At 65.3% G+C, this 21046-nt stretch carries 20 protein-coding genes and 1 tRNA gene; 7 read left to right on the top strand and 14 right to left on the bottom strand.

The window, feature by feature from the left end:
* Nucleotides 1-72 precede the first annotated feature (72 nt).
* The gene (locus ACFXHE_RS01560; protein ID WP_354835413.1) at nt 73-318 is read right to left on the bottom strand and encodes a hypothetical protein; all 246 of its coding nucleotides are present in this window, start codon (nt 316-318) and stop codon (nt 73-75) included.
* A gap of 176 nt (nt 319-494) precedes the next feature.
* On the opposite strand from ACFXHE_RS01560, the gene ACFXHE_RS01555 reads away from it, so the two are divergent.
* Nucleotides 495-567, top strand: a tRNA-Asn gene (locus tag ACFXHE_RS01555).
* A 29-nt stretch (nt 568-596) separates the two neighbouring features.
* On the opposite strand, the gene ACFXHE_RS01550 is transcribed toward ACFXHE_RS01555, so the two are convergent.
* A complete protein-coding gene (locus tag ACFXHE_RS01550) occupies nt 597-1175 on the bottom strand; it encodes a tyrosine-type recombinase/integrase (RefSeq protein ID WP_379378733.1) in 579 nt (192 codons plus the stop codon).
* 706 nt (nt 1176-1881) lie between these two features.
* Between ACFXHE_RS01550 and ACFXHE_RS01545 the strand changes: the two genes are divergently transcribed.
* The 4 genes from ACFXHE_RS01545 (at nt 1882) to ACFXHE_RS01530 (ending at nt 4799) form a co-directional block, all read left to right on the top strand.
* Nucleotides 1882-2331 carry a hypothetical protein gene (locus ACFXHE_RS01545; RefSeq protein WP_379378731.1) on the top strand — a complete coding sequence of 150 codons (450 nt, stop codon included), beginning with the start codon at nt 1882-1884 and terminating at the stop codon, nt 2329-2331.
* Nucleotides 2332-3188: 857 nt separating this feature from the next.
* Nucleotides 3189-3770, top strand: coding sequence for a hypothetical protein (locus tag ACFXHE_RS01540; RefSeq protein WP_379378729.1), 582 nt, complete (start codon nt 3189-3191; stop codon nt 3768-3770).
* Nucleotides 3771-3877: 107 nt separating this feature from the next.
* Nucleotides 3878-4171, top strand: a complete 294-nt coding sequence (locus tag ACFXHE_RS01535; protein ID WP_379378727.1) for a hypothetical protein — start codon at nt 3878-3880, stop codon at nt 4169-4171.
* 49 nt (nt 4172-4220) lie between these two features.
* Complete coding sequence (locus tag ACFXHE_RS01530) at nt 4221-4799, top strand: DUF6193 family natural product biosynthesis protein (protein ID WP_379378725.1); 579 nt, start codon at nt 4221-4223, stop codon at nt 4797-4799.
* Nucleotides 4800-4999: 200 nt separating this feature from the next.
* Here ACFXHE_RS01530 and ACFXHE_RS01525 read toward each other — a convergent pair whose 3' ends face one another.
* From ACFXHE_RS01525 to ACFXHE_RS01515, 3 genes are all read right to left on the bottom strand, one after another.
* Nucleotides 5000-5605: a hypothetical protein gene (locus ACFXHE_RS01525; protein WP_379378723.1), complete on the bottom strand. Its 606-nt coding sequence runs from the start codon at nt 5603-5605 to the stop codon at nt 5000-5002.
* 356 nt (nt 5606-5961) lie between these two features.
* Nucleotides 5962-6489 carry a tetratricopeptide repeat protein gene (locus ACFXHE_RS01520; protein WP_379378721.1) on the bottom strand — a complete coding sequence of 176 codons (528 nt, stop codon included), beginning with the start codon at nt 6487-6489 and terminating at the stop codon, nt 5962-5964.
* Between the two features lie 224 nt (nt 6490-6713).
* Nucleotides 6714-8063 carry an IS110 family transposase gene (locus tag ACFXHE_RS01515; protein ID WP_379378719.1) on the bottom strand — a complete coding sequence of 450 codons (1350 nt, stop codon included), beginning with the start codon at nt 8061-8063 and terminating at the stop codon, nt 6714-6716.
* Nucleotides 8064-8538: 475 nt separating this feature from the next.
* On the opposite strand from ACFXHE_RS01515, the gene ACFXHE_RS01510 reads away from it, so the two are divergent.
* Nucleotides 8539-9150 carry a GNAT family N-acetyltransferase gene (locus ACFXHE_RS01510; protein WP_379378717.1) on the top strand — a complete coding sequence of 204 codons (612 nt, stop codon included), beginning with the start codon at nt 8539-8541 and terminating at the stop codon, nt 9148-9150.
* Nucleotides 9151-9712: 562 nt separating this feature from the next.
* Here the strand turns inward: ACFXHE_RS01510 and ACFXHE_RS01505 are convergent.
* On the bottom strand, nt 9713-10492 hold the full coding sequence (locus tag ACFXHE_RS01505) for a hypothetical protein (protein WP_379378715.1): 780 nt from the start codon (nt 10490-10492) through the stop codon (nt 9713-9715).
* A 140-nt stretch (nt 10493-10632) separates the two neighbouring features.
* On the bottom strand, nt 10633-11550 hold the full coding sequence (locus tag ACFXHE_RS01500; RefSeq protein WP_379378713.1) for an SGNH/GDSL hydrolase family protein: 918 nt from the start codon (nt 11548-11550) through the stop codon (nt 10633-10635).
* 325 nt (nt 11551-11875) lie between these two features.
* Here ACFXHE_RS01500 and ACFXHE_RS01495 point away from each other — a divergent pair, with 325 nt between their 5' ends.
* A complete protein-coding gene (locus ACFXHE_RS01495; protein WP_379378711.1) occupies nt 11876-12274 on the top strand; it encodes a hypothetical protein in 399 nt (132 codons plus the stop codon).
* Here the strand turns inward: ACFXHE_RS01495 and ACFXHE_RS01490 are convergent.
* From ACFXHE_RS01490 to ACFXHE_RS01460, 7 genes are all read right to left on the bottom strand, one after another.
* Nucleotides 12245-14335 carry an AMP-binding protein gene (locus tag ACFXHE_RS01490; protein ID WP_379378709.1) on the bottom strand — a complete coding sequence of 697 codons (2091 nt, stop codon included), beginning with the start codon at nt 14333-14335 and terminating at the stop codon, nt 12245-12247. The two genes, ACFXHE_RS01495 and ACFXHE_RS01490, sit on opposite strands and share 30 nt — an antisense overlap.
* 539 nt (nt 14336-14874) lie before the next feature.
* Entirely contained in the window at nt 14875-15636 is a 762-nt protein-coding gene (locus tag ACFXHE_RS01485) for a hypothetical protein (RefSeq protein WP_379378707.1), read from the bottom strand.
* A gap of 16 nt (nt 15637-15652) precedes the next feature.
* Nucleotides 15653-16261, bottom strand: a complete 609-nt coding sequence (locus ACFXHE_RS01480) for an RBBP9/YdeN family alpha/beta hydrolase (RefSeq protein ID WP_379378705.1) — start codon at nt 16259-16261, stop codon at nt 15653-15655.
* A gap of 145 nt (nt 16262-16406) precedes the next feature.
* Nucleotides 16407-17960: a long-chain fatty acid--CoA ligase gene (locus ACFXHE_RS01475; RefSeq protein ID WP_379378703.1), complete on the bottom strand. Its 1554-nt coding sequence runs from the start codon at nt 17958-17960 to the stop codon at nt 16407-16409.
* Between the two features lie 57 nt (nt 17961-18017).
* Complete coding sequence (locus ACFXHE_RS01470) at nt 18018-19349, bottom strand: MFS transporter (RefSeq protein ID WP_379378701.1); 1332 nt, start codon at nt 19347-19349, stop codon at nt 18018-18020.
* A gap of 133 nt (nt 19350-19482) precedes the next feature.
* Nucleotides 19483-20535, bottom strand: coding sequence for a 3-keto-5-aminohexanoate cleavage protein (locus ACFXHE_RS01465; protein WP_379378699.1), 1053 nt, complete (start codon nt 20533-20535; stop codon nt 19483-19485).
* Between the two features lie 40 nt (nt 20536-20575).
* The gene (locus ACFXHE_RS01460; RefSeq protein WP_379380330.1) at nt 20576-20926 is read right to left on the bottom strand and encodes a carboxymuconolactone decarboxylase family protein; all 351 of its coding nucleotides are present in this window, start codon (nt 20924-20926) and stop codon (nt 20576-20578) included.
* Nucleotides 20927-21046 lie beyond the last annotated feature (120 nt).

Genomic DNA, 21046 nt, shown 5'->3' with positions numbered 1-21046 from the left:
CAAGCCTGCCGACTCTGGATCGGCAGGCTTCCGGTTCGAATCTCAGATGGGGTGGGGCAACGCCCCAATCCCTCAACGCCGCAGTTGATCCTGCGGCACGAGGATGGTGGTGCGCTCATCCAGCGGCACCATCGGTTCCAGCTTCGGCTGGGTGCTCAGCTTGTCCGCGAGCTTCTGCCGCCCCATCATCACGACCTTCCGCGTGACAGGGCTCTCGCTGATCGCGCGGGTCGTCTTACTGATCTGCTCATACCGAGCCCGCCCGGCCTTAGCGCCCAGCACATACCCGGCCGCAACACCGATGATCAACCGCAGCATCCCGAGAAGCTCCTCCCATAGACCAGCCTGCCCCCACATCCTGCCCGACCCCACCCCCACCTGTCGATCCGGCACCCCACCTACATTCCCGCAGGTAGAGCCGCGATTTGGGAACTGTACAACCGATACGCTAAAGTTTTCCCCGGCCGGTCCGAGAGGGCCAGCCAGGGAAACAATCCCCTATAGCTCAATTGGCAGAGCAGCCGACTGTTAATCGGCAGGTTTCTGGTTCGAGTCCAGATGGGGGAGCCTTTTCGGCCCCTGACCAGCGTGAGAATTCACCGGTCAGGGGCCGAATTCGTACCTGGATCAGGTGACTGTCGGGAAAGTGTCCAGAAACTCCGGGCACGTCCGTTCTCGTCCTGATCTTGTCCGGCGTTGTCCGCGCCACTCATCACCGCGTCATGAACCAGCGCCGCCGCCTGGTGATGGATGCGCCCACGGGCCATGTACCTGCGCTGGGTCATCGCCGGGTCCGCGTGCTGGAGCACATCGGCGGTGACGCGCGCAGACAGGCCGGCGTCATCGAGCAGGAGCGCAATGTATTTGCGGAATGCATAGGGGCTCAGGTCCTCCGGCAATCCCAATGCCTCTCGAACCCGCTGCCATTGGTGATTGACGTTGACCGGGTCGCGCAGCGTCCACTCGAACGACGGAAAGATCAGCTCGATCGGACGGCATGCCAGCCGCAGGCCGAATTCCTTCGGTGCCGGGTTCTCACGATTCCGTTCTGCCAAGCGTTCGAACCGCCGATCCAGGATGTCGACCGCGAAGTCCGGAAGCGCGATCGTGCCCTGCGGATTCTTCGGGGAGCTGCTGGGTCTCTGATCGCACCTGCCACTGAACCCCGCGCCCACCCGATGGCCCTCTACCGGCATTCGTAGCGATTCGCTACCACCAGCCCGGATACCTGGTGCTGGAAGGCGAATCGTGCCTGCACTGCTTCATCGGGCGGCAGATACCGGCATTCTTGGACAACCTGGCGGAATCCGGCGCGGCTACGCAGACCTGCCGGACCGGGTTGCAAGGACGAGATACTGTGCGAAGGCCGAGTTTCCGGCGCCTGCCCCGGAAATATCCCCTGACTCTAGTGAACTCAAGTGCGCGCTATTGCCGCATACCGCGCTGACCGAACCGGCTACAACGGGCGGGCGAAGGTCAACCGGCCGCGCCGATCCGAGGCCGAGCCGAACGCACCGTCACTCCCTCGACAATTCGTCTTCTTCGGTATCTGGTCGGCGAACTGGCCTGCGGCGCGCCGCAGCCGGTGAACGTCACCGCCGCCCAGCGCTACGCCAACGACGGGACCACCGGCCTCTTCGAGGGCACCACGCCCAGAGCCGACTCTATGGAAGCCGCTCCCGGCGTCCAGGCGCTCGCGGCGCATGAAGAAGCCACTATGACGCGCATGCGAAGCGCAGGGACATATTGAAGTATGGTCTTTTCAATTTGTACGCGCGGGGCCTCACTACGCGGTTACCGTCGGAGCGGCACTCGAGTGCCGGCAACGACTACTCCAACGGGAAAGTACAGATGAGGCAAATGAGTTGGGCCGCCGTCACGGTGGCCATGCTGGCGATACCGGTCGTCGCGGCGGCATCGGCGTCGGCCACGGTCGACAATGTGAATCTGACACAGGTCGACACCGGCATCGGCGGATGTGAAGGGGCAGGCAATACCTGCACGATATTGGTGACCACCAGCGGCGCGGACGCCCTGGCACCGGTCACGGTCACCTTGGACGGGCAGAACGTCGGCACGTTCACCCCGCAAGCCGGATCCACGGCCGGCACCGGGATCATCCAGTACGTCTATCGCTCGAAGCTTCCCGAAGGCGTCTATAGCCTCACCGCCACGCAGGGCTCGTCGACCAAGTCCATGACGGTGCAGAACTGCGGCAGCCAGCCGACCGGCAGCTCCAGCGCCTCGGCCCAGTGCACCGGAAACGATATTCTCGGCGCTCTGATGATGCCGCTGATCATCCTCACCGGCTCCGGGCACACGCAACTCTGACCGACCAGTTGGGACAGTGGGTCGGTGGACGGTACGGAGTGCAGTGGTCGACGGACCCCCAGGCACACAAAGTGAATCGAACGCCGTTACGCAGCAATGGTTTTCGGCCTATCGGCGAGGTCGATCTTCTTCATCGACTCCAGTGCGCACGCAAATGGCACGAAAACGGCCGGTCATCGCAACACCTGCGATGACCGGCCGCTTCCTGTGGTTCTAGCTGGATCGAACCAGCGACCATGTGACGGAGGTCGGATCTGGCCTTTTGCTCCACTTTCGGTGCCTCTGAGTCAGGAAACTGCTTGAAACCACTCGAGAATGGAGCAACAGGCCAGTCCGCCGCCATAGGCCGGCCGCCAGGCAGCTCCCGAACGCGCCGTCATGCCGCGTGGCGAGCGGTTCGAACCGGCCAGCGCGCTCCTGTGGAAGATCAACGGCCCGAGACAACTCGGGCCGTTCCTGTGTCCGCACATGCCGAATGCAGGGTGTCGGCTAGGTCATGTCTCCAACTCGAGTCCGCTCGAGCCCGCCACGGGATCGGTTGTTCATCCCGGCTCCATTCGTCGGTGTCGGACAACTGCCCGTGTTCGGTCGGGCGCGGTTCGCGGCCGACAACGCTGTGGAACGAAGATGCAAAGCGCCGGAATTGACGGTCTGCGTTAGTGTGCTTGCCGAACACGAAGGCGCCGTTAGGGGTACCGATGGATTCAAAAAGCACCGGCCGCAAGGTCGTTGGCCCCGGTCGCTTCGATCCGGACACACGACGGACCTCTCGGCAGTCCCATGAGTGGCTGCTGGCGCGTATCCAGACCCCGGTCGTCCGCAAACGCGCAATAACGCCGCGCAGAGCAGCAGCGGCAGTGGTGCTCGTGCTGGCAGCGGCGGTCGCGCTAGCAGGGTCGATAGTAGCTTCTTACTACGCTCTCCCCCTGCTCTCCGAATTCAGCGATGGATGCAAGAAGCTGTCGGAAAGGGACGTCCTCCGTGTGTTCGACAAAGGAACGACAGCCTACCGGTTCTATTACGAGCCCCCGCCTTCCGTCGCTCCGAGCCCGGGCATGGCCAGGAACGTACTGGCGGAAGGGGACGTCTGCGTTCGGTATGTCAGCGGATGGAGGGACGGCGACCGCGTCCGCAGCAGCCAGGTGTTCGCGAGGACGCACACCGGGAGCGATGCGAAAGACGTATTCCGACGTGAGCGGGAAAAAGCCCTCACCCGTGACCCCCAGGACACTGTAACGCTGAGAACCTTCTTCCTGAACGACACTCGGCTCGGCGACGAAGCGTTCTGTACTGTCACCAAGGACGCCTACGACCCCGCTCACGGCGTGCTGGTGCGTTTCGACGACAAGGTGGTATATGCCGATGTCCCCACTATCAGCACCCTGACCGATGGGGAAAACTGCGATCGGGCCCGACGGCTTGCCAACGAACTCCGCTAGTCATGTCTCCCAATAGCTTCAGCCATTCAACCGTCAGTGCCGTGACGAACCCGGCGCGGTAGGTCAGGGCGAGTTCGTCGTGTCGGGCGGCGGCATCACGCCAGTGCTTGGTCTCGTTGAAGGGCCCGTTCGACGATGTTCCGGCTCTGATAGGCGGACGAGTCGAAATACGTTGGCCGCCAATCGTCGCGGCCTCGCCGTTTCCGATTCGCGATCTGGTCGGCGCGTTCAGGAATAACGGTACGGATACCTTTGCTGCGCAACAAAGCTCGGTTGCTCGCCGACGAGTACGCCTGCTCGGCGAGCACCTTCTCGGGGCGGCGGCGAGGCGGGCCGCCGGTCAACCCGGCACCGCGATCGCGTCGAGCACGAACGGCATCATTGGTGAGTCACTGGCCTGACCTGCGGTCAGCAGAACCGCGACCCGTAGTCGTTGCCGTCGGTGGCCAGATGCGCTTCCGTGGTCAGCCCGCCCTGGGACCGGCCGATCGTATGGTCGGCAGGCTCATAGGTCACCGTCCGGGTCGGCCGAACGCACTGAAATGCCGACTACAGTCCATTGCCGCCGCAAATCACTGTCGGGGCAAACGATCTGGAGGCTGGCACAATCGCTGTTGTGAACGTGGACACTGCCGACCTACCGGAGATTCGCACGACGACGGCGGCGGCCCGGTGGAGGCCAAGTGGGACTTCTACCGGACCCATGCCTACTACCCTTACCACGACTTGATCGAGGCGGCCTACGCAGAACCACAGCTGCGAATGCTGTTCCCGTACTCGAGCACATGGATTCTCAACCTCAGTAGGTGCATCCGATACCCGTTCTCCATGGATGTGCCGTGCATACGTCCTGTCGGAACGGGCAAGTTCGAGGTTCGGCGTACACCCAATATGCCCGCCGGCCCGAGCGTCATCACAGTGGCCGACAGTGCTGAGGATGCAGTCGCGTTGGTTGCGGCGAACCTTCCCGAAAATTGCGGGCCCGCAATCGATGGCACGATCGAGGACCTCCGTAGACTCGGCTCCTGAGAACGTCCGAAACTGCCGCATACCGCGCTGACCGAACCGGCCAAGGCGCCGGCGGCCGGAACCGAGTGCGGTGCAGAACGTCCGCAACTGCCGCTGGTCGCGCTGGCCGGACCGGGAGCCTCGGCCCGCCTGCCGTCACTATTCGCCCGATGGCGGATACGGTATGGGGCGGACGGCAAAGGCTGGCGGGCGTCGAATGCTCAACGTGGGTAGCCGATTTCGATCATGTCTGGCTCCAGATCGATGAGGTCGGCATCAGGATTGAGCCCCGTCACCACCGTGGGCGTCAGTGGCAGCAGCGCATACACGTGCTGGACGGCCGCCAGGCTCACCTCGGCCTCGTAGTGATCCTGGGCCCATTGCCGGTAGCCCTCGGGCGTACCTTCGACCAGCAGCTCGAACAACCCGCGACCACCGCGGTCGGCGGCAGACACGCCCCAGCCGGTATCTCGAGGTCCACGCCAGAAGCACACCGTGGCAAGGGGCGAACCGTCGTGATCGGCGAACGCAGGCTCGGTGACGTAGGGACCGAAGACCGCTGGCACAGCATCGAGTACCTGTGGGGCATTGGGTGTTTCATGGTCGAACCCGCGGCCATAGACACCGACGGTGGAGAAGACGATGAACCAGTCATCGCCGGAGCCGTTACGCATCGACGCCATCTCTTCGGCATCGCCCCAACGGCTGTTGAACGAGTAGTAGCGGGCCTCCCACTCCGGGCTGAGAACGGCATCGAGCATTGCCATCGCCCGACAGCGGTTACGAAGGATCGGAATGTCGGGGAGCCGGCGTAGCAGTTCGTTCACAGTGCCATCTAACACAGCACCACCGACATCTACCTCGACCGATCTCTCGCGTCACCTGAACACGGACAACGTCCGCACATCTGCGTACCGCGCTGACCCGACCGGCCAGCACAGGAGCGACGGAACATCAACTGGCCGTTGCCATCCGAGTCCGGACGAACGCACCGTACTGCCGAGTTGAGGTTGTTCAGCTGTTGCCATGCGGACCAGGTCGGCTGACAATGTAGATCAGGGCATCGTCGACGCAGGCCCTGCCTGCCGCCCGCCGTCACGTGCCGTTGCCGATGCCGGGCGGCCGCCAGGCCACTGTTGGCATGTTCACAGCGCGAGCAGAGGGGATACGGGCCCAGTACCGTCTATCCCTGATGTTTTAGCCGGTCCAGGAACAGAGTCCGATTATGTGTCGCCAAATCCACCTGGAGCGCAAAGGATCCCGGCTGCTCGTCGTCGAGACGTCGATGCAGCTGGAGGGATTCGTCGGCGGCACGTAACGCGTCGGTGAGTTCCCCGGCATCGGAGATATAGCCACCGAGTTGATGCAGGGCCGCGGCCAGAAAGGGGTCGTAGCGCGGTCGGCGTGGGGCAAGGCGGCGCAGGATGTGGACGAGTTCCTCGGCGAGGGGTAGCGCTTGCCCGGGTTCACCGGTCTTGTCGAGGGAGCGCGCCAATTCGTCCAGAGCGGTCAGCAGAACGGGGCCGTACCGATGCGGGGCGTGGGACAGCCGCCCTCGACACAGGACCAGTGCATTGCGTGCGTCGTCCACCGCCTCCCGTTCCCGGCCCAAGCACTGCAGCACGTGCGCGCGCAAGCTCAGCGCGGCAGCGAATTGAACCTCGGCGGTCGTGCGCCGAACGAGCGGCGCGCGGCGGCAGATTCGCAGCACCTCCTCGACGTCGATCAGGGCTTCGTTTTATGTCAAGCGGTTCGGTCGGTTGCCCTCGGTTTGTCGTCGTCCCGGCATAGCGGTAATGGGGTTGGTCACCCTGCAGCGTGTAATCGGGTTGTGGTGACGACAGGCCGGGGCTGCCCATGATGAGCGGCGAGATCACCGGTGTGTCTCGATGCCGCGGAGGGCTCGCCCCGACCGACCGCTCGACGCGCCGCCGCTCAGGCGGCGGTCGAGATCTTGGCGGGTGTGGTGCCGTGGGTGGCGATATGGGGGTCCGAGGGTTGTCGGGTGGTGATGACGGCGTGTAGCTGGCGCAATATTGCTGCGGCGATGACGGTTTGGGCATGGGTCGGGGTGAGCCGATTGGTCTCGCGGCCGGTCAGATGCTTGTAGCGGGCGGCATAGACCGTGTTGGCGCGTTGGGTGCCCCAGACCGCGCGCCAGGCGGCCACTCGCAGGCCGGGGCGGCCTTGGCCGGTGAGCTTGGTGCGGCCGGTGAAGGTCCCCGATTGCCGCTCGCGGGGCGCCAGGCCGGCGTGTTTGACCACCGAGCGGGCGGTGGGAAACCGTGTCGGGTCACCGGTTTCGGCCAGCACGGCAGCGGCTCCGACCGCGGACAGTCCGGGAATCGAGGTGACGAGCTCGGTCAGCCGCAGCTCGTCGAGCACCGCGGTCATGCGTTGTTCGGCCTCGGCCAGCCGCCGCCCGGATTCGGACCAGTCGCCCAGCAACAAATGCACACGTTCGAACGCGCCGCGTCGATGTGCCGGCACTCCGGCTGAATCGCTCAGGGCCGCAAACGGATTCCGGATGATCCGCAGCGACGGGCGCTGCCCGCCGGTGCGCGCGAGTTCGCGCCGGACTGCCTGTTCGAGGCGGGTCTGGCCGAGCCGGTGAGTGCGGGCCAGGTCCCCGTTGTTGCGTCCGCAGATCACCCGCAGCGTCGCCACCCATGATCGCGATCGGAACGGTTGACGCGCTGCTTCCAGCGCGGCCGGCCACACGCATTCCAGCAGGGCCCGAATCTGCTGGACTCGAGAGACCATCTCCACAAGCAATTGTTCGCGGCGAGCCCCCAGATGCCGCAACCGGCCCCAGGTCTCGTCGGCCGGCTCGGGGACATAGCAGCGCAGCTGCGCGGTCAACCGGGCGATGAGCACCGCATCCTTTTCGTCGGTCTTGTCGCAGGTGAGGTCCCCGGCCCGGCGTGACCATGACGTCATCGCCGGTTGCACGCACACGAACGCCATACCCCGATCGGCGGCCAGCTGTCCCAGCACCCGCCAGCGATGCCCGGTCGGCTCACAGGCCACCGTCAACCCGGCGAACCCGGCCGCCGAGGCACGCTGCCCGGCCCAGTCCAACGCCACACCCATGTCCCAGGCACGGCACCGGAATATCCTGCGGGCCAGCACTTTCGAATCATGGTCGGTCACCACGACCATCTGCTTGCGGTCGGCCAGATCGACACCGACGATCGCATTCGAGGTCGGCACCAGCACCCGCAACCGGCTCAAACGCGCATTACGGTTGCGATCACCCCGCGACAAGCGACTACCGTCACTCATCGAACGTCCTCCTCCTGCGATGGGACACCAAGCCCGACAAGCGCATCAGGGGGACGTTCCCCACGTCCAGCACCCGAAGCACAGAACGTCTTCCTATGCCGCATACCGCGCTGACCGAACCGGCCAGCGCGGGGCATCGGAAGATCAATTGGCCGTGGCGATCCGAGGCCGGCGGAACCTCCACAACTGCCGATTATGTGTTGATCTCGCCACCGACGTAGGTCACCGACCTACGGCTTTGTTGTTTCTGGGCCGGGCCGCCCTTCGGTTCGACAGCATCGAATATGGTTCGCGCATGTTTCCAATGTGGCGAATCACGTATGTCAGAGCGGCCCTTCAGCAAGGCCCCTGGCGTGCCACCGCTCGTGGGCTGGCGAGTTGGATCGTGATGGTCGGGGCTCCGGCGGTGGTTGTCGGGGTCGTGTTGACGGTCGTATCGGGCTCCGCTGCAAGGGGACTCGTTATCGCTTTCTGGGTGGTGCTCGTGGTGGGCGTCGTGCTTGTCTCGGGCGGGCTCTGGGCGTGGAGGGTCAGTGGGCTGGTCGATAAGGAAATCAGGGCGCGTTATGGCGCACTGCGGAAGGTCGAGTCCGCACGGCTGCTGCTGCGCCCGCCGGTACGGCAGGACGCGGTCGCGCTCGCCGCGACGATCGATGCGGAGATGCTTGCCGGGAACGGGTGGACGGAACGCGATGCTCAGGTAATGGTGAAGGCCGTCGGGTCGGGGCTCCCGACTCCCGGGCTTCTCGTGTTCGAGGCGTGGTCGGACGGGTCCCTGGTAGGTGGCGCGAGCGTGCACCCGAGCGGTAGCGACGCATCGTCGCGAACTCTCGGCTGGTGGATCGGACCACGGCACCGGCGCGCCGGCTACGCGAGCGAAGCGGTGGCCGCGCTGGTCGAGGCGATCCACGACGCCGGTTTCACTACCGTCGAGATCGGCACGAGCGAGTCGAATCTCGCGGTGCAGCGCATCTGCGACAGGATCGGAGCGACGGAAAAAGATCGGCGAGCGCAGCAGTTGCCGAACGGATCGGTCGTCCCGGGAATCTGGTACGAGCACCGGCAAGTGACTGCGGAAATGCCTTGACCCTGCGGAGTTCTCGTCGGGTCGTCGTCGAAGGCGGCATAGCCGTTGTGGCTGTTGGCGAATCCGATCAGGTCCAGGTTGTCTACGCCTGGCTTCAGCAAGTGTCTAACTAGCCGATGTGCGAGCCTCCGCTCTGGAGGCAGACTCGGATCGGGTGATGGGGGGTCTGGCTGGTTGCCGCCGTCTCGCATCCTGGCGTTTCGGTACGCGCCTGTCCGGGGGGTGTCGGGGGCGCTTGTGACATCTTGGGCAAAAGGATGAGGGGCACTCTCGCCATGGATAACAGCGCTTCGACCACGCTGGCGACGACGCTGGTCCCCGCTGCACTCCTCAGGACCTGCTCCAGCGCGCCGACGCGGAGATGTACCAAGCCAAACAGGCCAGCGGAAACCGGGTCGCCATGTACGACTCGCACCACCGGTCTCGGCGAGGGCGGTCCCGAAACCTACCGGCCAGGACCGCACTCGTTAGGTGCTGTGGAATTCGGGCGATGCGCGGCCGATCCGAACCTGCGTAAGAATGCCCAGTGCCGAGGTCACGGGTGGTCGACCGGCATGGCGGTCTATTTTGCCGCCGCCGGTGGGTTGAAGGGGGCGTTCACGGTGGCGAAATACTGGATGACCGCGGCAGCGGCGATCGGCGCTCCCACGAAGATGGCGCCACCGAGGACACCGACCGGTGCTAGCGCGGCGGCGCCGATCAGACAGCCGGCCAGCGGGCCCGCACCGAAAAGCATTGCCACCGGGCCGGTCGCGAGGCCGGCGGTGGCGCCGCCGAGCAGGCAGCCGATCAGGCCGGCGCCGATCGCACCGACCATCGCCCCGCCCGCGGCGGCGGTGGTCACAGTGGATGCCAGCCGCCCCCAGGCGGCCACTTCGCGATCGTAGGGCGTCTTGAATGGCGCCTGGTCCTCGAACGGCAGTGCCGCCGGTTTGTAGTGCGCGCGAGCCGGGTCAAGGGAAGGGGTGAGGGTGGCTGTGTTGCCGTCGATGTGTGCGTCGATCGGCAACGCGATGTCGTCCAGGTTGAATTCCAGCGGGATGCTGCCCAAGACTTCACCGGTGGCGGCCCGGATCTGGAAGCGGCCTCCCTCGATGGTGAGACTGCCACTGTCGGTGGAGATCAGTGCAGATGGCCCGCTTTGATAGGCCGTGTAGTGGACTGCGGGAGCGAGGCCTACAGACGGGGTGTCGGGGGAAGCAGTCGGATCGGCGGCAGCGGGTGTGGCGGCGGCAATCAGGGTCGCCGCCAGCATGGCGGCAGCGGGCACGACGGTGTGCATTTTCATCGAACAATCAATTTCTACGAGAGGGGAGATGGAAATCAGGTGGGCGAAAGTCACCCATCGGGGACGCGCCGCGCAATTACAGCATTCATTGCGGTTCTCCTATTCATCTCGAGCGTGGAGGCCATCTGGATATGTTTCGAATGTCCTGGAGAGAAATTAGGGCGCGGTAAAACAATCGCTAGACTGCTCAAAATTTACTGAACAGAATTTGCCGGATCCATGCGGTCCAGCACCTCCAGCACGCGGCGGGCTTGATAGTCCGCGCCCAGCTGGTTCGGATGGAAGGGTACGGCCAAGCCGACCGGATTGCCGGAGAACGGGATCAAGCCCTCCACCCAGCGTGTGCCGACCGGTTGACAGGCATCGTGACCGGCGCTGCCGTCGTAGGTATCGACGAAATCGACACCGGTGGTGGACGCGACCTGCGCGAGCATGCCGTGCAGTTCGAGCAGCTTGCTCCCCAGCCAGATCGCGTCCGGATCGGAGATCGGGATGGTGGGGAAGCAGCCGCCGTTCAGGCCGATGCCCTCGAAGTAGTCGAGCAGCAGGATGCGGGCATGCGGTGAGCGGGCCCGGATGCCTCGGACGGTATCGATCACCCGCGTCCGGGCGCGGGCGATATTCACCGACATCTGATCCACGCCGCCGACGACCAGTTTGTTCAGGCACGGGGTCGCCGCCGGATCGATTGTCACGCACGTAGATACGGTCGCGGCCAGCTCAGCGTCATTGCCGCCGATTTCGAGGGTTACCAGATCGGTACTGTCGGTGAGGCGGTCGAACTGCGGCGGGTTGGTTCCGAGCGGACTGCTCTGCGCGGCAGTCATATTCGCGGTGACAGCGCCGCCGCAGGTGGCATCGCGGAACACCGACACCGCCAGCGCCGCCGCCACCTGTTTGGCATAGTTGTGCGCGCTCTGCGCACAGTTGGGCGGTGTGAAGGCGGTGGTGACCTGGCTGAGGGTGGCATCGGCGGCCCACGAATCCCCCAGTGCCACATACTCTGTGACGCCCGGGCCGGGTGCGTCGTTATTGGGCGCCGCCTGTGCGGCTGCAGCCGGAAGTACCGCCGCTATCGCTGCGGCCGTCAGTAGTGCGTGCGAGATCTTCATCGTGGCTCTCCCATGGCCCCGACCTTGTGAATTCGAACTGTGCAATTTCATCGGACGATCGATTTCTGTGAGGGGCTCAGGGGAGCGCCGCCACCGGCCGGGGTGCGTCCGTGGCGCATGTGGAGGGCGATGAGTAATGCCACGGCCGCGAAGCCGGCTGCGGTGAGGTATGCCATGGAATATCCGGTGTCGGAGTACAGCGCGCGGCCGCCCGCGACAGGGATGGTGTGAGCGGCCAGGATCGATGTACGGCCATCGGCACGGCAGCTATGAATCACACACCCAGCGGTCAGTGAGCGAAGAACCACGAGGGAGGAGACCTGCCGTGCCTGGCTCCGACGATCCGATGGTGGTGGTGCGCCAGTATGTCGACGGTTTTAACAACGGTGACGAGAAGGCGATGGCAGCGGTGTGTGCTGACCCGATGCAGATTCTGGGCGGAATGTCGCCACATGTGTGGCAGGGGCCGACAGCCGCAGAGGACTGGTGCAGGGCCGCGCTTGCAGAGGCTGAGCACGTCGGGGCTTCCGGCTATCGCATCGATCTCGGTGAGCCACGCCATGTCGATGTCACCGGCGACTTCGGGTATGTCGTCGTTCCGTGCACCTTCTCGTACACCCTGCAGGGCGAGCAGGTCACGCAAACCGGCGCGGTCTTCACTGCGGCACTGGGCACGGTCGGCACCGATTGGCGCTTAACGGCCTGGGCTTGGGCAAAAGGATGACAGGCACGTGGCGGCTCCACGATGACCGCCTGAGCCCGCACCGCATCCCGCGCTGACCGAACCGGCCAGCGCACGGCGCCGGCGAAAACGACCGAGCCCCCACCTGGACACCGGATGGGGGCTCAGCAGAGTCTCTACGCCCGAAATCCGGTGGGCTCGGACCTCGCGCGTTATGGCCCGCAACGCTCGGACAATCTCGTCGACGACAGAGGGATTTTCGATCGTCGACGGGACATCGGGGGTCTGCCCGTCCACGATTTGGCGGAGTGTGCGGCGGACGATCTTCCCTGATCGGGTCTTCGGTAGCGCTGAAACAATGTCTACTCGCGATAGGGAGGCAATGGCACCGATCTTCGCGTGTACCAGGTCACTCAGCTCGGCGGTCAGCGTGTCGACCCGATCCGCGTAGACGGTTGTCGGGACCACGAGCGCATACGGCACTTGCCCCTTCAGCTGGTCCTGAGCGCCGACTACCGCACACTCTGCGACGCCGGGATGTTCACCCACCAGCGCTTCGATCTGTCCTGACGAGAGCCGGTGCCCGGCCACGTTCATGACGTCGTCGGTTCGTCCGAGGATGAACAGATAGCCGTCATCGTCGATGTAGCCACCATCCCCGGTGAGGTAGTAACCGGGGTAAGTGCTCAGGTAGGACCGTTCGAACCGGTCGTGGTCACCCCAGACGGTAGCGAGGGCACCGGGGGGAAGGGGCAGTTTTATGCAGACCGCTCCTTCCTCACCGGGCGGCACGGGGGCACCCTCGCTGTTCAGGATTTGTACGTCGTAGCCGGGAACTGGCACGGTTGCCGAGCCGGATTTGGTCGGCATGGGGTCGAGGCCGAGTAGACAGGAGGCAATTGGCCAGCCGGTTTCGGTCTGCCACCAATTGTCGACAATGGGAACGTCGAGGACCTCGGTCAGCCACTGATATGTATTGGGATCCAGGCGCTCACCGGCGAGGAAGAGCCCTCGCAAGCTAGATATGTCGTAGCGGATGACCGTGGTTGCTTCCGGGTCGTCGCGCTTGATGGCCCGGATCGCGGTAGGAGCTGTGAATAGGCCGTTGACATGGTGATCGGCCACCAACCGCCAGAAAGCCCCGGCGTCTGGGGTGCCGACCGGCTTTCCCTCGTACAGAACGGTCGCCGCCCCGGCCAGCAGAGGCCCATAGACGATGTAGGAGTGGCCCACGACCCACCCGATATCGCTGCCCGCGAAGAACACGTCTCCAGGGCCGATGTCGAAGATATTGTTCATCGACCACTGCAGGGCCACCATGTGCCCACCGTTGTCACGGACGATGCCCTTGGGCTTTCCGGTGGTACCCGAGGTGTAGAGGATGTACAACGGGTCGGTCGAGGCCAGCTCCACGCATCCGGCAGGCTGGATGTCCGGGGACGACAGCAGCTGGTTCCACTCGATATCGCGATCGTTCAGCTCGGCGGTGGCCTGCGGGCGCTGGAAGATCACACACCGATCTGGACTGTGTGTGGCGAGGTCGAGAGCACTATCGAGTAGGGGCTTGTACTCGATGACCCGCTTGGGTTCGATGCCGCAGGACGCGGCGACGATGACCTTCGGTCGGGCGTCGTCAATCCGTGCAGCCAGTTCGGCCGACCCGAACCCGCCGAAGACGACGACGTGGACCGCACCGATCCGTGCACATGCCAGCATCGCCACGATGGCTTGCGGGATCATCGGGAAATAGATCAACACCCTGTCGCCGCGGCCGATCCCCAGCGAGCGCAATGCTCCCGCGAAAGTCTCGGTCTGGGCGAGCAGTTCGGCGTAGGTGCAGCTCTCTTGAGTGCCTGTGACAGGTGAGTCGTAGATCAGCGCAGTCGCCGATCCGCGCCCGAGCTCAACATGCCGGTCGAGGGTGTTGAAGCTCGTGTTGACGGTCCCGTCCGCAAACCACCGGTACCCGGGATGGCCCTCGGTGGCCTCGAGAATCGTGGTCGGCGCGTTAATCCACGAGATGTCTTTGGCTGCGTTCCCCCAGAAGACCTGAGGATCGGTCAGACTGTGCTGATACGTTTGCTGGTAGATGGAAACGGTCATGCTGGAAACCGGCTTTCTGGCGTAGTTCTTCTGTCGCGGCTCGATCGCCCATATTCGGTCAGTTGATGCCGACCCACCGACTGTTGCCGAACGCGTCAAAATCCCGCGCTGACCGAACCGGCCAGCGCACGGCGCCGGCGAAAACGACGCCCCCACCTGGACACCGGATGGGGGCTCAGCAGAGTCTCTACCAGCAGCGATACACGCGCCGCCCTAGGCGAATTCCGTGAGCGGGCGTAACTCGTGGATTCGGCGTGGATCGTCGGTCAGGTCAGCGACAGGCGAGTCACCGGTTTCCCGAAGGGAAGTGCCGCTCGGGTGTGGCTGGAAACCACCCAGCTCGTAATTCGGTCGGTGGTTCCACGAGCGGAGTCCGTCGAGGTGGTTCACTCCCGACTGCGGAAACACTTGGTGGAGAGGTGATTTCGGCGGGAACCGATCTTTGGCTCATGTGGTCGCTGCGATCGGATGGGGGATTGGCCATGTCCGCGCGCCCGGGGTGGACGGGATCCCCGGGTGCGCGGTTGTGGCGCGGACTGCTATTTCGCGGGCGCAGCGGGTTGTGCGGGGTCTTTGCAGTAGGCGAGCTCGGGTGGGCAGGGTGCGAGGATGGTGGAGAAGTACTGGATGGCGGAGAACAAGGTGATGGGTCCGCCTGCGATGACGAGCCCTGCCATGGAGCCCACTGCGGCGAGGGTGGCGGCGCCGAGGACGCATCCGGCGACCGCGGCGCCGACGAAAGGTGCGAGCAGGAAGATGACCGGGCTCGAGATCGCGGCACCGACTGCGGCACCGGCCAGGCAGCCGACGCCGGCGCCGAGGACGGCACCCAGGACAGCGCTGACGGCGGCGCCGATCGAGAGCCGCTGGGCGAAGGTGCCCAGGGCTTGCGCATCGCGAGGGTTGAGGGATTCGGCGATCTGTTTGGCGGCTTGGTCGGTGGTGATGACCTGGTCGCGGGAGACGGCCTCGGCCGGGCGGCCGTCGGTCCTCGATGGTGTGAGGGTTGCGGTGCCGCCGTCGATCCGGGCGTTGATCGGGTAGGCCGTGTTGTCGATCTGGTAGGTGAGCGGGATGGCGGCGACCGGTTGATCGGTGTGGTCGGTGACGACGAGCTGGTCGCCGTCGACCTTCAGCTTGCCGTCGTTGGTCGTGAGTACGGCGGCGTCGCCGCGTCGAGCGACTTCGTAGTGCACCGCCGTCGGCTGTGGGTCGGCGGGAGCGGGGTCGGCGCCGGCTGTCGCGGTGGTGAGTGCAATGGCTGTCGCGGTGAGCAGCGCGGCAGTGGTGGTTTTCCTCATCTGGTGTTCCTTGTTTTCATCTACGGGATTGGTGCGGATCTGGGGTGGTGCGCACCGTGTTTGGGGTCGCGTCGTCGATCAGTTGCCCGGCTTGTGGCCAGGGCCCGTAGCCGGCGGCGGGGTCGAGGTGTCCGACCGGGCCGGCGTCGATCAGGCGGCTGCCCCAGGCTTCGGCCAGGCCGGCCACGCGCCGGCGGCTGGCCAAGGGGTCGTTGGTGCTCGCGGCCAGGACGGTGGGGAATGGCAGCCGCCGTCGCGGGATCGGGGTCCAGCCGTGCTGGCCGAGCACGGTGGTGCTCGGGTAGCCGTCCGGGAGCGGTGTTTCGAAATCCGGTGGTGTGACCAGAACCGCGGCGCGGATATCATGAGTGGGGCGCTGGGCCCAGTGGACGAGGGCAAGCACGCCCGCGCTGTGGGCTACCAGCACGACCTCGCCGGTGATCTCCGACAGGGCCCGGTCCAACGCCGTGACCCAGGCGCGGCGGTCCAGGCGCTGGGCGCCGTTCGGCCGGGACAGGGTTCGGGCGTTGGGACGTGTTGCTGCGAGCTGGGATTGCCAGTGGTCGTCGGGGTGATCGCCGAGGCCGGGGACGATCAGGATGTTCGGTTCGGTCGCGAGATTCACGGTCGGTGCTCCAGGATGACGTGGCCGGGTGTTCCCGGCCGCGGGGTCAGATGACGGCTCCGCCGTTGGGCTGATGATCTCCCGACGGGTCGTGGTTGCCACCGCGCCCTGATCCGGACGCGATAGTGTTGTGGCGCAGTGGCTTTCAGCCGTGGGTGCGCAGTTCGCGTTTGAGAATCTTGCCGGTGGCCGTCATCGGCAGTGCCGGGACGAATTCGATGTGGCGGGGATATTTGTAGGCGGCCATCTGTTGTCTGGCCCACCCGATGAGCGCGTCCTCGGTCGGTAGGGTCCCCGGGGCCGGGATGATGTAGGCCTTGATTTCCTCGCCGTGGCTGTCGTGGGGGACGCCGACGACGGCGGCCAGCGATACCGCCTCATGGGTCATGAGGATTTCTTCGATTTCGCGTGGGTAGACGTTGAGTCCGCCGCGCACGATCATGTCCTTGGCGCGGTCGACGATGTAGTAGTAGCCCTCGGGGTCGCGGCGCGCCAGATCGCCGGTGCGGAACCAGCCGTCGCGGATGACCTCGGCGGTGGCGTCGGGTCTGTTGTAGTAGCCCTTCATGACGTTGTGGCCGCGGATGGCGATCTCGCCGACGGCGTCGGCGCCGGTGAGGGTGTTCCATTCGTCGTCGATCAGGGCGACCTCCACTCCCCAGACCGGCTGGCCGATCGACCCGGGACGCGACTCGAGGGCCAGATCGGCGAACAGGGCCAGTGGCGAGGTTTCCGACAGCCCGTAGCCTTCGGCGATGTGCATGCCGAGGCGCTGCTGGAAGCGGGTGTGGATCTCGACCGGTAGGGCCGCGCCGCCGGACAGCGCCAGCCGCAGTTGGTCGGTGGCGTTGCTGGGCTGTGCGGTGTTGTCGAGTGCGTCGAGCAGCGCCCAGTACATGGTCGGTACGCCGGCGAACACCGTGATCCGTTCGGTGTGCATCAGCGTCAGGGCGGTAGCGGCGTCGAAACGCGGTTGCAGGACCAGGGTCGCGGCGACGGAGAACCCGGCGTTCATGTTCACCGTCTGCGCGAAGGAGTGGAACAGCGGCAGCACCACCAGGTGCCGGTCGGGCTGTGCGGGATGGCTGTCGAGCTGCCGGTTGGCGGTGAGCGCGTTGAACAACATGTTCGCATGCGTCAACTCAGCGCCCTTGGGTTTACCGGTGGTGCCCGAGGTATAGAGCACCACTGCGGTATCCCCCGCCTCCCGGATGCGAGTGGCGAACTCGGTGGGCTGCGCCTGCACAGCGGTGCCGAAGACGCCGATCGGATCGCCGGACCGAGGGCCGGGTGAGTCGATGACGAACAAGTGGCGACAGCTCGGTGCCTGGTGGAATCCGGCGCGGCCGTAGTCGCCAATCGGAAGGTCCGGGGTGCCCTCGAAGCAGAAGTAGGCCTTGGCATCGGAATCGTCGAGGTGGTAGGCGATTTCGCGGTCCTTGAGCAGGATGTTCAGTGGGACCACGACCGCGCCCGCTTTGACGATGCCGTAGTAGATGATCGGGAACCACACCAGATTCGGGCACGACAGCGCGACCTTGTCGCCTGGTTCGATGCCGTGCTCAACGAGCAGATGGGCCACCTGGTTCGCCGCGGCGTCGACCTGCGCGTAGGTCAATCGCTGCTCGCCCGCGACGAGAGCATCGCGGTCCGGGGCGCGGCGGACTGTATCTTCCAGCAGCACAGACAAATTGAGCATGGAGGCACCTCGCGGGGGTTGATGAAGGAGGGAATGCGGCGGGCAGCGCCGCCGAGTTCACGCGGCAGTCGGCCGGGTATCGAGTGCGGCCAGGCGGCGTAGCCCGGCAGGGTAGGCGCGCCGGCCCAGGGCCAGGGCGATGATGGCGCCGAGGTAGACCAACGGGACCAGTCGCAAGGCGTTGGCCAGCCCGTAGCGGTCGGCCAGGAAGCCGACTACGAGCGGGCCGAGGGCGAGTCCGAAGACGTTGTTGGCCAAGGCGACCGTCGCGAACGCGGTGGCACGCAAGCTGTGATGGGTGAGGCTGGCCACCATCGAGGTGGTGGCGCCGGTCGAGCCGGAGGCGGTCAGTGTCCCCAGCGCGAGCACGATCAGTTGGGCGGGGCCGGTGCCGAGACCGAACGCGATGGTCAGCAGGATCAGTGAGATCGTGCAGTAGACCAGTGCGCTGCTCCACTGACGCACCGGATCGGTGCGACCGATCCGGTCGGTGATGATGCCGCACACGATCATTCCGATTCCGCCGAGCAGCACATACGCCGCGGCCACAAGGCCGGCACGGCCCGGGGGCATCGAATAGGAACGGTTGAAGAAGCTGGGCAGCCAGGCCAGCAACACACCCCCGACGAACAGCTGCAGGCCGCCACCGAGGTAGGCGCACCACAGCGACACCGACGAGAACAGGCTCGACAACGGCGCCCGCGAGGTGTTGTGCGGGGCCGGAGGCGAATCCGGTGCCGGCGTCTCCGCGACCTGATGACGGCTCAGGGCGGATTCGGTGATCAGCATCCGGAACGCGGCAACCAGCAGCAGGCCCACCACGGCCATGACCACGAAGGTCCATCGCCAGCCGATATGTGCGGCGACAATGCCGCCGAGTGCGACTCCCAGGACCGACCCGAAGGAACCGCCGGCAAGGAACGCTCCGCTGAGCGAAGCCCGCAACCGAGGTGCGAACACCGACAGCATCACTGCGACCCCGACGCTGCCGTATGCGGCTTCACCGACCCCGACCAGAAACCGTGCGCCGAGCATCTGGCCGTAGCCGGTGGCCAGCGCGCACAGCAGGGTGGCGACGCTCCAGACGGTCGCCATGACCAGCAAGCTGCGCACACGGCCCCATCGGTCGGCCGCCAGCGACAGCGGAAACGCCAACACGCCCACCATCAACGCGACGACGCTGGTCAGCGACCCCAACTGTGAATCCGACAGCCCCCAGTCGGATTTCAGCAGCGGAAACACCGCCGCCAAGACCTGGCGGGACATGTAGTCCGACAACATCAACCCGAAGGTCAATCCGAACACTATCCACGGAAAGATCCGGGAACGCGCGCTCGGGGTCGCGGATGTGACCGCCGAAGGGGCGGCGGGAGTGGTGGGAATGTCCATGGCGCATCCTCGAGCCTGGTGGAACTGGCATAGCGGGCCCGCAGGGACCGATGCCGGACGATGAGAAAGAGAAGAATGAGGGGCCGGGGCAGCGCGCCGGACGGTTGTGGCGGCGCGCTGTCACCGGTGAAGGTCAGGCGTGGTGAAGGAATCCGACCTGGCCGGGCTTGCGGTTGGGCGGGTAACCGATCTTGGCCAGCGCCTCGTCGGTGCCGGCGTACTGCTCGTCGAGCAGGTAGATCTCACGTGCCTCCTTGCAGGAAGCCACGTCGCGGCCCAGTTCGTCGGCGATGCGGACCATCTGCTCGACCTGCTGCACCGAGGTGCGCCGCTCGCCCTTGCGGCCCCACAGGTTGTCCTCGATACCGACCCGCACGTGCTGGCCCAACGCGATCGCGATCGTGCACATCGGGGTGACATTGCGCATGATCGTTTCGATCGTCAGCACCGCACCGTCGGGCGTCCGGCGAATGAACTCGATCAGGTCCGCCGGGTGCAGGCCCGCCGAACCGCCGCCGATCGCCATGTAGTTCAGAACCAGCGGGCCGGTGTAGTGGCCGCGGCGGATCAACCGCTCCACCGTTTCCAGCTGAGTCAGACTGCCGAGCATGAAGTGCGGCTGGATGCCGGCCGCGGTCAGCCGGCGCAGATGCTCGAGGTAGAACTCCGGACCGGCTTCCATCACCATGTCGCGGTATGCCTTGTACAGCACGGGGTTCTGCTGTATCGACGTGCCCGCGATGTCGTCATCGGTCAGCAGCTCGGTGACGTTCATCTGGTTGGTGTTGACGACGATGGTGACCTGATCCGGCTTCGGGTCGAGCTCGGCCAGCATGTGGCGGGTGTCGTATTCCAGCCACTTCGCCTTGTCGCCGCCCTCCGGCGGCGCGAACGAGATCGACCCACCGACCTGCAGGATCATCTCCGGCACTGCTTCCCGGAGCCGGCCCAGCATCTCGTTGAACATCTCCAACCGCTTGGATCCGTGCCCGTCGAGCTCGCGCACGTGCACATGCAACACCTGCGCGCCCGCGTTGTAGCAGTCCACCGCCTTCTGGATCTGCTCGTCCATGGTGACCGGAATATCGTCGGAATCTCCGGGCAGGAACCCCGGAGCGTACGGGGCCACCTGGATGACCAGTTTCTCCTGGTTCTCCGGTAGCAGCGAATCATCGAGGTAGTGCATGATCGTCCTTCCTGATCGTTGTGGATTGCGCGGTGCGGAACTACCGCTGCTCCGCGCGGCGACGCTCGAAAGCGTCGAGTTCTTCGGTGAGCACGGGGACCCCGATGTTGCAGGCGTGAATGCCCAGCACGGTGGTCAGCTCGAGAACAGCGAGGATTTCCTCGCGAGACACGCCCAGCTCCAATGCGGCGCGGATGTGGCGGCGCACTCCGGGCGAGTACATGTGCGTACACGCGGCGTCGACCGCGATCGCCAGCAACTCCACGAACTGCGGGGACAGCACGCCACGGCGAATTGGCAGTGTGCCCATGGACATGAACTGCTCAGTCCACTCCGGGTCCCATTCAGATAGCTTGTCCCACAACGGATTCCACGCACCTTGGGCGCGCATGGCGTCGACGACGGGGGTGGGTACAGAGACGGGGGTCACCGGCAGCTCCTGTGATGCATTGGACGTGATGCGAGTCACGGTATCCGCCGAAACGTAGCTACACTTGACCCATTGAGCCAT

Origin of the sequence: Nocardia sp. NPDC059229 (genome assembly GCF_042754165.1) — a bacterium.
GTDB lineage: Bacteria > Actinomycetota > Actinomycetes > Mycobacteriales > Mycobacteriaceae > Nocardia.
The sequence above is the reverse complement of the archived record's forward strand: the minus strand, read 5'-3'. Positions and strand labels throughout refer to the sequence as shown.